Annotated in this window: 13 protein-coding genes; 3 read left to right on the top strand and 10 right to left on the bottom strand. The window is 49.0% G+C overall.

Annotated elements, in window-relative coordinates; translation table 11 throughout:
• Positions 1 to 44: 44 nt before the first annotated feature.
• The 8 genes from GQS10_RS15575 to GQS10_RS15540 all read right to left on the bottom strand — a co-directional run bounded on the left by GQS10_RS15575 (position 45) and on the right by GQS10_RS15540 (position 8,332).
• Complete coding sequence (locus GQS10_RS15575; protein ID WP_166243807.1) at positions 45 to 1,001, bottom strand: ABC transporter ATP-binding protein; 957 nt, start codon at positions 999 to 1,001, stop codon at positions 45 to 47.
• On the bottom strand, positions 994 to 2,034 hold the full coding sequence (locus tag GQS10_RS15570; protein ID WP_166243805.1) for an ABC transporter ATP-binding protein: 1,041 nt from the start codon (positions 2,032 to 2,034) through the stop codon (positions 994 to 996). The genes GQS10_RS15575 and GQS10_RS15570 overlap by 8 nt, the downstream gene beginning before the upstream one ends.
• An 11-nt stretch (positions 2,035 to 2,045) precedes the next feature.
• Positions 2,046 to 2,966, bottom strand: a complete 921-nt coding sequence (locus GQS10_RS15565; protein ID WP_166243803.1) for an ABC transporter permease — start codon at positions 2,964 to 2,966, stop codon at positions 2,046 to 2,048.
• 5 nt (positions 2,967 to 2,971) lie between these two features.
• The gene (locus GQS10_RS15560) at positions 2,972 to 3,892 is read right to left on the bottom strand and encodes an ABC transporter permease (protein ID WP_166243801.1); all 921 of its coding nucleotides are present in this window, start codon (positions 3,890 to 3,892) and stop codon (positions 2,972 to 2,974) included.
• Between the two features lie 95 nt (positions 3,893 to 3,987).
• Positions 3,988 to 5,661 (bottom strand): peptide ABC transporter substrate-binding protein, encoded by a 1,674-nt coding sequence (locus GQS10_RS15555; RefSeq protein ID WP_166243799.1) that lies wholly within the window; start codon positions 5,659 to 5,661, stop codon positions 3,988 to 3,990.
• Between the two features lie 569 nt (positions 5,662 to 6,230).
• Positions 6,231 to 6,617 carry a DUF3397 domain-containing protein gene (locus GQS10_RS15550; RefSeq protein WP_341805081.1) on the bottom strand — a complete coding sequence of 129 codons (387 nt, stop codon included), beginning with the start codon at positions 6,615 to 6,617 and terminating at the stop codon, positions 6,231 to 6,233.
• Positions 6,614 to 7,588, bottom strand: a complete 975-nt coding sequence (locus GQS10_RS15545) for a 2-dehydropantoate 2-reductase (RefSeq protein WP_166243797.1) — start codon at positions 7,586 to 7,588, stop codon at positions 6,614 to 6,616. Before GQS10_RS15545 ends, GQS10_RS15550 begins: the two co-directional genes overlap by 4 nt.
• 114 nt (positions 7,589 to 7,702) lie before the next feature.
• A complete protein-coding gene (locus GQS10_RS15540) occupies positions 7,703 to 8,332 on the bottom strand; it encodes an RsfA family transcriptional regulator (RefSeq protein WP_166243795.1) in 630 nt (209 codons plus the stop codon).
• Between the two features lie 261 nt (positions 8,333 to 8,593).
• Between GQS10_RS15540 and GQS10_RS15535 the strand changes: the two genes are divergently transcribed.
• Positions 8,594 to 8,827: a DUF2626 family protein gene (locus GQS10_RS15535; protein ID WP_166243793.1), complete on the top strand. Its 234-nt coding sequence runs from the start codon at positions 8,594 to 8,596 to the stop codon at positions 8,825 to 8,827.
• A gap of 37 nt (positions 8,828 to 8,864) precedes the next feature.
• Here the strand turns inward: GQS10_RS15535 and GQS10_RS15530 are convergent, their stop codons facing one another.
• Positions 8,865 to 10,022, bottom strand: a complete 1,158-nt coding sequence (locus tag GQS10_RS15530) for a class I SAM-dependent methyltransferase (protein WP_166243791.1) — start codon at positions 10,020 to 10,022, stop codon at positions 8,865 to 8,867.
• A 102-nt stretch (positions 10,023 to 10,124) separates the two neighbouring features.
• Between GQS10_RS15530 and GQS10_RS15525 the strand changes: the two genes are divergently transcribed.
• Both GQS10_RS15525 and GQS10_RS15520 read left to right on the top strand, forming a co-directional pair.
• The gene (locus GQS10_RS15525) at positions 10,125 to 11,111 is read left to right on the top strand and encodes a hypothetical protein (protein WP_166243789.1); all 987 of its coding nucleotides are present in this window, start codon (positions 10,125 to 10,127) and stop codon (positions 11,109 to 11,111) included.
• Between the two features lie 118 nt (positions 11,112 to 11,229).
• Positions 11,230 to 12,309, top strand: a complete 1,080-nt coding sequence (locus tag GQS10_RS15520; RefSeq protein ID WP_166243787.1) for a hypothetical protein — start codon at positions 11,230 to 11,232, stop codon at positions 12,307 to 12,309.
• Here the strand turns inward: GQS10_RS15520 and GQS10_RS15515 are convergent.
• A complete protein-coding gene (locus GQS10_RS15515; RefSeq protein ID WP_166243785.1) occupies positions 12,306 to 13,634 on the bottom strand; it encodes an extracellular solute-binding protein in 1,329 nt (442 codons plus the stop codon). The genes GQS10_RS15520 and GQS10_RS15515 overlap by 4 nt on opposite strands.
• Positions 13,635 to 13,687: the final 53 nt, after the last annotated feature.

The following is a 13,687-nucleotide window of genomic DNA, read 5'->3' as shown; positions in this document are numbered from 1 at the left end:
AAAAAGACATACGCTTGGACGGCGTATGTCTTTGTACAATCCTTTTAATACAAGTGACAAGCGGCGAAATGGCCCGGCTCGATTTCCTTAAATTCCGGCATCGACTCCGCACATTCCTTCATCGCTTTCGGGCAGCGGGTACGGAACGGACAGCCGCTTGGCGGCGATACCGGACTCGGCACCTCGCCCTGCAAAATAATACGTTCGCGTGTCCGCTCGATTTCCGGATCCGGAATCGGAATCGCCGAAAGCAGCGACTGCGTATACGGATGTAGCGGATTGGAATAAAGCTTATCGGAGGTTGTAACCTCGACCATCTTACCGAGGTACATTACACCGATCCGGTCTGAAATATGCTTTACCATTGCTAAATCATGCGCGATGAACAAATACGTCAGTCCGCGTTCTTTTTGCAGGTTTTTAAATAAGTTAACAACCTGCGCTTGAACCGAAACGTCGAGTGCGGAAATCGGCTCGTCAGCAATAATAAACTGCGGCTCAATCGCAAGCGCACGGGCAATCCCGATCCGTTGACGCTGGCCACCGGAAAACTCGTGCGGAAAACGGTTCGCGTGTTCTTCGTTCAGTCCGACTGCGCGAAGCAGCTCGTGAACGCGCTCTTTCCGCTGTGCTCCGGAATGCAAGCCGTGGATGTCGATCCCTTCGGCAATAATGTTGCCGACCGTCATACGCGGATTAAGCGATGCATACGGATCCTGAAACACCATCTGCATGTCGCGGCTTACAGAGCGGAGCTGCTTGCCGGACACATGGGAAATATCTTTGCCGTTGAACGTAATCGAGCCTTCTGTCGGTTCATATAACCGGATGAGCGTACGGCCTGCCGTCGACTTTCCACATCCAGACTCCCCTACTAGGCCGAAGGTTTCTCCCTTTTTAATCCCAAAGGAAATTCCGTCCACAGCCTTCAATACTTTATTCGAACCCAGCTGAAAGTGCTTTTTCAGCCCGTTTACTTCCAGTAAAAACTGCTCAGGCATGCTTACGCCCCCTTACCTCAACCGGCGCTTCTACTTTAGGCGCATCCTCATGCAGCAGCCAGCAAGCTGCCGTATGAGAATCGGAAACCGTCGTATGCTCCGGGTCCTTCTCAAGACAAATTTTCATCGCATATGGGCATCTCGCCGCAAACGCGCAGCCAACCGGCGGCTTGAACAAATCCGGCGGCGTACCCGGAATCGGCTCCAAGTCTTCATTGGAATCATGATCCAGACGCGGCACAGACTTCAGCAACCCCCATGTATAGGGATGCTTCGGCTCGTAGAACAATTCTTCTACGGTTGCCTGCTCAACGACTTTGCCGGCATACATAACAACAACGCGCTGCGCCAAGTCAGCAACAACACCCAAGTCATGAGTAATTAAGATAATAGAAGCATTCGTCTTCGTCTGCAGATCCTTCATTAACTCAATAATCTGCGCTTGAATGGTAACGTCCAGGGCCGTTGTCGGCTCATCCGCGATGAGAAGCTTCGGACTGCACGCAAGGGCGATCGCAATCATAACCCGCTGTCTCATCCCGCCGGAAAATTCATGCGGATATTGCTTCACGCGGGATTCCGGGCTCGGAATACCGACGAGCTTCAGCATTTCAACAGCCTGATTCATTGCTGCTTCCTTCGGCATGTTCTGATGCTTAATCAAGCCTTCGGCAATTTGCTTGCCTACCGTCATCGTCGGATTAAGCGAGGTCATCGGATCCTGGAAAATCATCCCCATTTCCGAGCCCCTTACTTGCTCCATTTGTTTATCGGTCAGCTTCGCCAAATCGTGTTCGCCGTCAAAAAGAATTTCGCCGTTTTTAATTTTACCCGGCGGCATCGGAATGAGGCGCATGATCGTTTGGGCGGTAACTGACTTTCCGCAGCCGGATTCTCCTACAATAGCTAATGCTTCGCCTTTATTCAAAGTGAAGGTGACACCGCGAACCGCTTGCACCTCACCAGCATACGTTTGAAACGATACTTCAAGGTTTTTCACCTCGAGAATCGGTTGTGTAGATGATTTCGTCATGGCACACCTCCTTATTTACGCATTCTCGGGTCGAGTGCGTCGCGCAGACCGTCGCCAAGCAGGTTAAACGCCAGCATGATCAGCGAGATGACTGCAGCCGGAATAAACATTTGATAAGTGTGTCCCGTGATAAGGCTCGCTAAGGCATCATTCGTAAGCGTACCTAGACTCGCCTTCGGCACCGGAATACCGAGCCCTAAAAACGATAGGAAGGCTTCGGCAAAAATCGCACTCGGAATTGTAAACGTAATATTAACGATAATAACGCCCAATGTGTTTGGAACGAGATGCTTAAAGAGAATACGGTTGTTGCTTGCGCCCAGCGTACGAGCAGCCAATACAAACTCCTGCTCCTTGAGCTGCATAACTTGGCCGCGCACCAAACGCGCCATCCCCATCCAGCCCAGTGAACCAAGTGCAATAATAATCGTAAGAAGCCCTTGCCCCATTACGACCATCAGCAAAATGACAACGAGCAGGTAAGGGATCGCATATAGCACTTCAACGATACGCATCATGATATTATCGGTTTTTCCGCCCCTATAACCGGAAATCCCGCCATAGATAACCCCAATAATGAGGTCAATCGTTGCAGCCATAATCGCAATAAACAACGAATAACGAGCACCCATCCATACCCGTACCCACAAGTCGCGGCCGAGATCATCCGTGCCGAACCAGTGTACCAACGAAGGCCACTTGTTCGCATCGGCAAAACTTTGGTCCGAATACGAGAACGGACGCATATATGGTCCGAATATCGCGAGCAGCCCAAGTGTAATAATAAGAAAAAGGGATGCCATAGCTATCTTGTTTTTCTTCAGCCGACGCCAAGCATCCTGCCAATACGACAAGCTCGGGCGAACGATTCTCTCGCTGTCGGTATCTTTTGACACGGGCGTAAACATCCCTTTGTTGATATCGAGCGACATCCGTTTCACCCCTTCAATTTAATTCGAGGGTCAATTAAGGAATACAGCAGGTCAACGATAAACAAAATGATGACCAGCATCACCCCGTAAACGACCGTCGTACCCATAATAACCGGATAATCCCGGTTTCCGATCCCTTCAACGATCATTTTTCCGGCCCCAGGAATAGAAAATATTTTTTCAATAACAAAGGTGCCTGTTAAGAGATTCGCTGTAATTGGACCAAGAATCGTGACAACAGGCAAAATCGCATTACGGATTGTATGACGTACGATAACAGTAACCCTCGCCAAGCCTTTTGCCTTCGCTGTTTTGATATAATCTTGGTTCAACACTTCCAGCATATTGGAACGCATTAACCGGGTCACTTGCGCCATTGGCAAGGCGGCCAATGCAATTGTTGGCATGACCGTGTGTTTCCAGGTTTTCCACTGTGCGATCGGGAACCATTTGAGCTCGACCGCTAAAAACTTAATCATCAGCGTAGCCACTACAAAGCTTGGCACGGCTGTTCCAACAACCGCAAGAATCGTTGCAAAGCGGTCAGGAATTTTGTTGTGATATAATGCAGCGATTATACCAAGAAATAATCCGCCAATAACCGCAACAATGAGAGCTTGTAAACCTAATTGAATTGATACCGGCATAGTATCGGCAAGCATTTGATTTACATCGCGTGTCTGGGACTTATACGAAGGTCCAAGATCACCCTGCAGCAGCGAGCCTACATAACGCAAATATTGCTTCCAAAGCGGTTCATCCAAATGATAGTACTTGTTTAAGTTTTCCAATACAGCTGGGGGTACCGGCTTCTCGCCCGTGAAAGGCCCGCCGGGAACTAGGTGCATGAGCATAAAGGTGAGCGTGATAATCACCAATATCGTCAGCAGCGCATTAATCCCCCTCTTAACGATGAACGAAGTCATAAAACAACCCCTTTCTTATGCCTTTCAACGTTTTTCATTAGAAACATGAGGTATGCCGGCATGTGCCGGCATACCTCATGCGTAGTTACAGCCTATTATTTAGAAGTAACGTAGCGGAAGATCGGTTCACGGTTTGCAGGAGAGTAGTACCCTTCCAGGTTGGTCTTATAAGCGTTCGCCGAAGTGTAGAAATAAATCGGGATGATCGGCATTTCGTCCATCAAGATTTTCTCTGCGTCGCGGAACAGCTGAATACGAACATCTTCTTTTTGCTCTTTCTTCGCTGCAGCTACAAGCTCGTCATACTTCGCATTGCTCCAGCCTGTTTCGTTATTCGTACCGCCGGTTACGAACATATCAATGTACGTCATCGGGTCAAGGTAGTCACCGATCCAGCCAGCGCGAGCAATTTGGTAGTCAAGCTTCTGTACTTTGTCGAGGTATACCTTCCACTCGATATTTTCCAGTGTCGCTTCTACGCCAAGGTTTTTCTTCCACATTTCTTGAATCGCTTCTGCGATCTTCTTGTGGCCTTCGTTCGTGTTGTAGCTCACAGTGAACTTCGGCATCGAAGTCAGGTTCAATTCACTCAAACCTTCTTCAAGCAGCTTCTTCGCTTCAGCCATGTCTTCTTTGAAGTATCCAGGCTCACCATCACGGAAGTCTTTGCCGCCCATCTGAATCCCTGGGGATACGAATGCGAATGCCGGCTTTTGACCAGTTTTCAAGATGTTATCGATGATCGGCTGACGCTCAATCGCCATTGCAAGCGCCTTACGCACTTTTGCATTATTGAACGGCGCCTTGTTCACATTGATACGGTAGAAGTAAGTAGAAAGCTTAGGAGTAACAACAAGCTCGCCGCTTGCTTTCGCTTGATCAACCGCTGCAGGCGTTACCGAACGGTAAACGTTCAAATCACCGGCTGTAAACATTTGCCATGCAGTGTTGTCATCAGTGATGTTATTCCAAACTACTTCGCTTGCCGTAATTGCATCTTTGTTATAGTAGTTTTCGTTCTTCTGAACAACTAGGCGCTTATCCTTGCCCCATTCCGTAACCTTGAACGGACCGTTACCAACATGAGTCGAAGCCTCAGCAGCCCAGTTCGGGTTCGCTTCAACAACCTTTTTATTTACCGGGTAGTACGTATAGAACGAAGTAAGCTGCAGGAAGTATGGAGTCGGGCTTGCAAGTGTAACGACAAGCGTCTTCTCGTCTTGCGCTTTAACTCCCACAGCATCGCGCAGCTTGTTCATTTCAGCTTCGCTAAGCTTAGAGTCCGCACCGTTGTATTCTTTACCGCCCTTAATATAATCGGCGATTTGATATGCGTATTCGGAAGCCGTCTTCGGATTCAAAACATGTTTCCAAGAGAATTCGAAATCCGCTGCCGTTACCGGATCCCCGTTAGACCACTTCAGGTTATCTTTCAACGTGAACGTGTACACGAGGCCGTCGTCGCTAACTTTAACTTCTTTCGCTTGGCCCGGCTTCAAGCCGTCCTTGTCTTGGAAGTAGAGACCTTCGAAAACGTGGTCAAGCACCCAGCTGGATGCGCTGTCCTTTGCAATTGTCGGGTCAATTGTCGGAATTTCGCCGTTAATGTACGTGTTAACGACTGTCTCTTTCTTTGCAGATGTGTTATCAGCCGGTTTTGTCTCTCCAGCTTTTTCCCCCGCATTATCCCCTGTTGTTGTACAGCCCGCCACCAACGAACCTGCTACCGCAAGCGTCAATGTAGCATTCAGCCATGTTTTTGCCTTCATGGACATCCTCCTTCTAATAAAACCAAGTTAAATAACAATTATGGTAAAGGCTTGCTTGCGCACTGCCATAGACCCGATAGAGAGGCTAAGATCCTTGTTATGGATATGTAACATTTCTTAACAAAGACCTTTCATGTGGATTATCTTACAACAACTGTTGCCGACTTGCAATAACCATTGTTTAATTAATCCCGAAAAAAACATTAGAAAACAGCCGTGTTTACTGAGATTTTGATTGAAAGCCCTTTATCCATTTTTAGGCTTATCTATTGTTCGGAATGTAAGCGCTTTTAATACATAAATCAAGTCAATTATACAACCGTAGGTTAATAAAATCCATAGTTTTTTTATCGACTTTGTCATGGCAAATTATTGAATTCACCTGCTCGATAAAATTGGAAACGTTTTCTCATTGTTATAGGCTTATATCGAATCCCATGATTTTATTACAGAAAAGCATTTTCGCAGAAAAAAAGGAAATCACAAGGATGGGTTTAGGGAAGGATATTCGAATGGAACAATGTCCAAGAGATTCATTCAGGAGGAGCAACCCATATTGGGAATAAAGGTTACTGCTCCCCCATCTGGAGGGTAATCCCTACAATCAATAGCAATACATAGGCCCCGCACAGCGCAAAAAAACCAAGCCGCCAAATCGATTTTAGGATTTTGGCCGGGTGAAACCGCCCTTTTAACCTCATTTGCGCATTCCCTAGCAAACCAAATATGATGAGAAACAGAAGCAGCAGCAAATAAAAACCAAAGCCGGAGGAAAAAACGTCGTTGAATAAAGCCGTAACCGCCCCTACTAGAAAAATAACGGTAATATCCATTGCCAGCAGCATAGAAGATCTTCGGTTCCTCAGGGCAGCGTAAGCGATAATCCACGCCAACCCGAATGGGATAAACGGCAGCGCTGCAAGAAACGCATACACTTGAGAAAATATTTGTATCACTGCTCTCCCCCCTCCCCCTCTTCTTCTCTCTCATTGATCTCTTCAAATCCCTTTACTAGCAGCATACAGGCTTCGTTATAAGGAACCTGAAGGCCATGCTTATGTGCCAGCCGAACGACCGCTCCGTTCACCCAATCTATTTCAGTCGATTGACTTCTCAGCCGGTCCTGCAGCATAGAAGAACGATTGGCCGATGTCAACCGGCACACCTCGAGCGTTCGACTTAAAAGCTGGTCTACGTCAAGGAATACCCCTTCCTTGCGGCCGACCAAGCAAACCTCTTCAATTACACGGCTCATCCATTCTTTGAGTCGTTTCGATAACAGCAGCTCCCCATTCGATACCTGAAGGATTGAAGTGGCCGGGTTAATTGCTGCGTTGACGGCCAGCTTCTCCCAGATTGCAGCTTCAATGTGCCGGTTAATATGCGCTGTAAATCCGGCCTTCACCAGCATGGCTTCAAGCTGCGATAACCGCAATTCCTGCTGCTTGTCCAAAACCGATGCTGCAAAGCCAAGCTGTGTGCCGCCTTTTCCCGTATGCTCAACCGACACCTCATTCACTCTGCGAGCGCCCTCGGTTGTTACAGCCGAGATCAGGAGATGTTCCGGAATTAGTTCTCTCATTTTTTCGAGATGCCCCATGCCGTTCTGAAAGCAAACTACACCGCGCGTCTGCTCGGTGCACCCAGCGCTGATTGCCGCCGCAAACCGGTCGGTGATATGCTTCTGCTTCACTGTAATAATAATCCACTCGCTAGGAGGAAGCCTGTCCATTTCCTTAAGGGAGAATGCCTCGGCTTGGCCTGCCGCAAAGCGGCTTCCTTCGTCGATCAAGGTGATGCCCTCGCGGTTTAACCGCTCCGCCTGCTCCTTAGTTCTCGTAATAACGACAACGTCTTCGCCGGCCATCGAAAGCTTACCAGCGACAAGCAGCCCGATCGATCCGGCGCCAACAACGGTTACAGCCACCCGCCCACCTCCTTTCTTTCACTATACCATGTTCTACCAGCATGCAAAAGATCCCCCGATTCAAGCTGCCTGTTCAGCATCTTCGGGGGATCTTTTCCGGGAGCAGGTGGCAGTCTACTCGATACGCTCAAGATTGCCGTTTGCATCCATCTTAAACTTCGCTTTCAATTCTTCGTCTTCTTCCACTAAAAAAGCCATCTTTCTAGCGCGATCCATAATTTGCAGCAGCGCCTTGTAATCCTCGTTAATATGGCGGTAATCGCTTTCCGCGTTGTTGACCTCGCGTCTCAGCTTCTCATTTTCCGCTTGAAGCTCCGCGAGCTCTTCATCCTTATCCCGCAGCTCCTTTTCCAACTGGCGGACCTGCCGATATAGTTCTTGATTCGTCGATTTCCACTGCCGTAAAAACCGGATTACGGCATCGACGGAAATCGAATCCTCAGACATTTGATCTTCCGCAGCCTCATCCGCTTCCGCGATTGCGAGTCCCGAAACGACAACCGTTTTCTTCAACTGATTGCGCTTTTGACGCTGGGATTTTGCAATTTGGATTGAAGCCTCGTATTTTTTCCGGACCGCACTGTTCCAGCGGAACCCGCATGCCGCCGCCGTGCGTCCAATGCGTTCCCCCACTTCTTCAAACGCGGCAAGCTGAGTGCTGCCTTCCCGGATGTGCCGCAGTGTCACCTCCGCTAAAATCAGATCATCTTCTGCTGTCCAAGCATCTTGTCTTACTGCAGACATGTTTAAACCTCCCAAATCCATATGTTCAACAACTCTTTCCAAATTACTCTATGCTTAAAATGATTTTCATAGAATCTATTTCATACTATTTTGTATTGCCACATTCCTAAAAACTCATACATAGTGAGCTGCACTACAGGAAACACTAGGATATGAAAAGTTTGCATTTTCGTCACAAGGCTAGGTTTACAGTATGTACGCTCGGCGTTATAATGAAAGTTAGTTGATGTAAAAGGGCACGATGAGAGGAGGCGTGGGGTAGTGGCACGCATGTTTCGGGTACTCGGCTTTTGGACACTGGTAATCGGCCTTATGGCTCTTGCCGGAGGAATGACGCAAATGGCGCTTTTGTTCTTCTTCCAAACAGCCGCATTCTTCGTTCTAGGGTATATGAATTTGTCCGAACGCACGTACGTTTTACTGTTCTGGGGGTACATGGTTCTCTCATTCACAGGCTTTACGTACTGGTCCTTTTTCCAAATGTCCGTTCATTAATTTCATATTCCTGTGGGAATGGTAAAAGGCGCTTCCGTCAACGGAAAACGCCTTTTTTGCGCATTATGCACACTTTAAACAGCTCACTCATTCCATCGCTCAAGAGCAGCTGGCGAATGGAACGATTCCGTTTGGCCACCTCACTGAACGGGTTTGGATCATAATGATCAGCAAGCATGGTTAAAATCCCGTTATCCATCAAAAATTTCTTTTGACTCATGTATTCGTTCTCTTCAAAGCCCGCGGCAGTCCCCGCCTGCAATACATCGTCAAAATTTACGTGAGAGGTTATATCCTGCTCCCCAACCCGGATATAAGGCTCGTCAGACGCTTGATGTCGGTAATAACAAAGCAGCGTGCCGTTCATACGGTAAGAAGCCGTAAGCTCTTTGGTCGTATCTCCATAATCGATCACAACTGCCGTCGCTGGACCGTCAATGCCGCGTGCAAGCGCTTGAATCCATGCCTCAACCCCATCGTTGATTTCAATCGTTTGTCCTTCAAGCAGCCTGATGTTTCTTTTCTCCATATAGAGTAAAACACTCTCGTCCCCCAGATCGAGCTCCAGCTCCATAAAGCTCTCTGCTGCTTCATTCCAGCCCACAAATAGCTCGACAATCCTTCCCTTTGAACGCCGTATTCTCCTAACCGGAAACGCATCGAGCAGCTCATTGGCATAAACAATCGTCAGCGTATCGGGGGCTTCCCCCTCCGCAGCCTTGTCCCATTCGCAAGGATCTATGATCCGCAGCGCTTCATGAGAGGCGAGCGCCTCCTGCTGTTTCGCGCGCAGCGCGGTGCTGGACTCCACCATCCAAAGCGTCGTTTCATCGTATAAACTACAAGCCTCTTGGCGCAGCCGATCCATAATTTGAGCGGCCAGCCGGCCGGTGCCCCCGCCCCATTCGACGAGACGCAGCTTCCCTTTTGGTAAGCGCTTCCGAGTTTCTTCTATTATAAAGTGAACAATCGTATCCGCGAAAACCGTCCCAATGTTCGAGCTGGTATAAAAGTCCCCCTCTCTACCGATCGCTCCGGTAGTGCCTGCCGTGGAATAGTAACCGTATAGCGGGTGATATAAACAAAGTCTCATATACTCCGAGAACGGAATTGCCTGACGCTCCGATGAACGGATCCGCCCTCGGATTTCTTCGTACAGCTCCTGCTTCCCGAGCTGCAGCTCCTGATCCTGCATAACATGTCCCTCCATTAATTGTCGATTATGAATCAGAAGACAAAGCCAACCGGAACCTGTATAATAATGCGGTAGAGAAGAATGTTCGGAAGGGGAACAATCATGAAAAAAACGACCGCAGCTGCCCTGTTGGCGGCGACTGTTGCATTAACTGCATTTACTGCAGGCTGCAAAGATAATAAACAGTGGCAGGATGCTGCCGTACAGGCATTTACAAAACAAAATGAAGTAAGCAACTACGCTTTCTCCGGGAAAGCCGACCTTAACCTGAAGCCTTTGGCTAAACCGCAATCCGGCGGGTTTTCTATTGCCAACACGCTGAATGCGATGCTCTTGAAATCGTCCATCGCGTTCAAGGGTGTTTCTTCCCGCCAGCCTGTCCAGCTGGAAGCCGATGTAACGGTCTCCCTGCAGGGCGGCGCGCAATCCTACAACATTCCTTTGCTCATCAAAGATAACAAATTGTACACGTCGATGCCAATTTTAAATCAAGCAGACGAATATATTTCGATTGATTTAGAGGAGGCAAGCAAAGCGTCAGGCTCGGCGAACCCCCTCACCGCAGCATCGATGGATACGCTGAACCAAATGCTTAACGCAGCATTAGGGAATTGGGTGAAAGCGATTGATCCTTCCTTATTTGCGAATACAGCACAGGAGAAAGACGCTCCGCCGGTGATCAGCATTAAGCTGGAAGGCAAGTCCGGCATGGCAGCCCTTGCGGAATTCGCCAAGCAGTGGCCGGCTACGGTTGACCAGTGGGTCTCCCAGAATTGGATCAACGCTGCCCAAGCCGAACAATGGAAAACCATGATCAGCTCGATCGCTTCGGCTGAGCTTGAAAAGCCAGGCAGCATCATGCTGTACTTGAACAATGAAGGCTTCATCCAGCGTACCGTGATTGACCTTCAGCTGCTGCTTAAGGATTCGTCCGGCAGCCAAAGCTCACAATCGATCAAATGGGACGTTGCACTTGACCAAATTAACGGAAACCCGCCGATCACCAAGGAAGTTCCGGCGAAAGTTCTTCCGCTCGAAGATCTTCTGAAGAGGCTTATTCCGGCCGTTTCCCCTGCAGCAGCGAAGTAAGCTGCGGCATTTGCTCCCCGGCTGTCACATGCCCGGGAGCATTTTTTTGTCATGAATCCTCTAGCGGATCGATATTTTTAATAAGAGCGATATAAGGACAAACTGCGGGGGATGCTCAATGGGGAATAAACTGTCTGTGCGATTCATCGTCATTCTCGTATTAACGGCTTTCCTAACTAGTGTTGGGCCAAGCCTTTCCATAGCAGAGCCCTCAATACTTGACGCGAAGAAGCTGCTTGAACAAAGCTTAACGATAACAGAGATCGACCGCGAGCTGGACAGATTGGCTGTTCAGGAAGAGGCCCTCCTCTCGAAAATGGAAGAAACAAGAGCCGTGCTCGCCCGTAATGAGCAAGCAGCCGCTGCCAAACGAGAGCATGCTTCCTCTGTGCTCCGCGCGTATTACATGGGAGAACGGGACCATTTATGGCTCCTGCTGTTTTCGTCCCGCTCGTTTAGCGAGGCGCTGGCCGTACTAGACTACATTGCTGCTATTATGGAGCATGATGCCCGGCTGCTTCGCGGATACCGGGAGGCCTACCGGGAGCTTGTCGCCGTGTCTGAGCAGCAAAAGCAAAACCAGAAAGAGATAGAAGAGCTTCGCTCTTTATTCATCCAAGAACGCGAGCGCCTGGAAGCAGTGAATCGTGAAGTCGAAGCGGCTATGGCTCAACTAAGCTCGGATGAGCGTGAACAGCAGCAAAAGGAGATGGAGCGCGTAACGATGGCATGGCAGAACGAAGGCCGGCCTTTATTCGACCAATACTTTCGCACACTCAGCCAGCTCTCCATGCAGTTCCCGCAGCTGCTGCAGAAAGAAAAAAACAGCCTGAAGCTCGACGGCTTCAAGCTGTCCGTGCAGCTCTCCGATCAATCGCTTAACGATTTTTTAAGGGAGCAGGACAAAAGCTTGGAAAACTTTTCCTTCACATTCGCCGATAAGCAAATGATCATTGAAGGGGCAAACGGTGATATAGAGGCAAAAATAGAAGGAAAGTACGTATTAGATCAGGACCTCATTCGTTTCCAAATTGACAGGCTTTACTTTAACGGACTCGAGCTGCCGGACAATACGGCAAGAGAACTGGAGGAGCAATACCAATTAACGATAAATCCCAAACTGCTAATGCCTACTCTTGAACCGGCTTCGATTCAAATTACACCAGGCAAGCTCGTACTGCAGTTTACGTTCGGTTAACGGTCGGAAGCCATTTCAAGCTTTCCGGCCTTTTGTTCTTTTTCGGGTTCCATATACTGACGTGCCGTTATGTTTCCTGCCCATAACTCTTTCGTTCGCTCGGCCAGACGGCGCATCCTCATTGGCTGCTGCGGGTCGGCGGGAAGCACCCTTGCTTTGGATACATGAGCACTCCTTCCCGTCAGCCAATCAAACTCCGGTAAAGCCGCCGGCTGACCTGTCCCCGCTTCTACTAATCTGGACTGCACTTCCCGACCGGATAGCTCTAATAAAAATTTCGCCGATTCGGAGGCATGATCGGATCCGGCTGTGATGACAAAGCTTCGTCCTTTCATCCAGCCTCCTGATCTTTGCACGGTCCTTGCCGTTCCTTTCGGAATGGAATCATTAGCGGCCCCGGCCTGACCTCCGATTTCGATCGATTCCAAGCCATCCTTCGGCAGCAGCTTCACAATGCTGGATGGCGCAATCATCATCGCTATCGTACCATTTTGCAAATAGGACCACGCCTCTTCCACAGTTAACGGCTCAGCCGGATGAGGAACGGATAAATACGCCTCCAGCAGCTTTATACTTTCCTCTTTACTTGAGGAAAGCGCCCCTCCATCCTGGCCATTAAGCGCACGCTCTACCGAGCCGCCCAGCGCCCACAAGAGGGAAATCACCGCATAGGGGTCATCCGGGTCCGCCCATAAGCCGAACGTTCCTTTCTCCGCATTAGAGAGCTCCTTATGTACAGACAACAATGGTTCACCGAAATTAGGAGGCACACCTCCCGGATCATCCGCAAACGTCTGTTTATGATAGACGATAATATAAGGATCCATATCCTTTGGAATCCCCCATATGTATCCATTCCATTTCAGCTGGCTTACCATGTCATCGGCATGCTTTACTTGATGCTCGGGAGTATAATACGAATCCAGCGGCTGCAAATATCCCTGCGCAGCCCATTCACTCACCCATACATTATCCACAAGCATAATATCGGGTGCTTCCCCCATGCGAAGCACCGTCAAAGACGAATCATACTCGGCTGGAACCGGCTGCTGAATGACCCGAACACGAATATCAGGATGGTTTACCTCGTACTGCGCAATAAACTCCCTTAATCGCGTTGTTTCTTCCAAACGAAGCGGCACCGACACTGTAATCTCTTGGGGAACCGCAGGTCCAGGCGTTTCCGCACGTTCTGTACCGGAAGACTGAATGCCTGGAATCATAATGGCCGGATATGGGACGGGACTATCGGTATAACGATTTAATAAAACAAAAACAACAATCATAACTGAGATCAGAAGCGCCACGCCTCTTCGCTTCAGCATGCTGACGATTCCTCCCATACCTGTACTCTACAACCATCTTAACAAAATGGTGA

Origin of the sequence: Paenibacillus turpanensis (genome assembly GCF_011421635.1) — a bacterium.
GTDB lineage: Bacteria > Bacillota > Bacilli > Paenibacillales > YIM-B00363 > Paenibacillus_AK > Paenibacillus_AK turpanensis.
The sequence above is the reverse complement of the archived record's forward strand: the minus strand, read 5'-3'. Positions and strand labels throughout refer to the sequence as shown.

Excerpts from the sequence above, each read along its gene's own strand:
- GQS10_RS15575 (WP_166243807.1), bottom strand. The coding sequence starts at position 1,001 with ATGCCTGAGCAGTTTTTACTGGAAGTAAACGGGCTGAAAAAGCACTTT.
- GQS10_RS15570 (WP_166243805.1), bottom strand. The coding sequence starts at position 2,034 with ATGACGAAATCATCTACACAACCGATTCTCGAGGTGAAAAACCTTGAA.
- GQS10_RS15565 (WP_166243803.1), bottom strand. The coding sequence starts at position 2,966 with ATGTCGCTCGATATCAACAAAGGGATGTTTACGCCCGTGTCAAAAGAT.
- GQS10_RS15560 (WP_166243801.1), bottom strand. The coding sequence starts at position 3,892 with ATGACTTCGTTCATCGTTAAGAGGGGGATTAATGCGCTGCTGACGATA.
- GQS10_RS15555 (WP_166243799.1), bottom strand. The coding sequence starts at position 5,661 with ATGAAGGCAAAAACATGGCTGAATGCTACATTGACGCTTGCGGTAGCA.
- GQS10_RS15540 (WP_166243795.1), bottom strand. The coding sequence starts at position 8,332 with ATGTCTGCAGTAAGACAAGATGCTTGGACAGCAGAAGATGATCTGATT.
- GQS10_RS15530 (WP_166243791.1), bottom strand. The coding sequence starts at position 10,022 with ATGCAGGATCAGGAGCTGCAGCTCGGGAAGCAGGAGCTGTACGAAGAA.
- GQS10_RS15525 (WP_166243789.1), top strand. The coding sequence starts at position 10,125 with ATGAAAAAAACGACCGCAGCTGCCCTGTTGGCGGCGACTGTTGCATTA.
- GQS10_RS15520 (WP_166243787.1), top strand. The coding sequence starts at position 11,230 with ATGGGGAATAAACTGTCTGTGCGATTCATCGTCATTCTCGTATTAACG.
- GQS10_RS15515 (WP_166243785.1), bottom strand. The coding sequence starts at position 13,634 with ATGCTGAAGCGAAGAGGCGTGGCGCTTCTGATCTCAGTTATGATTGTT.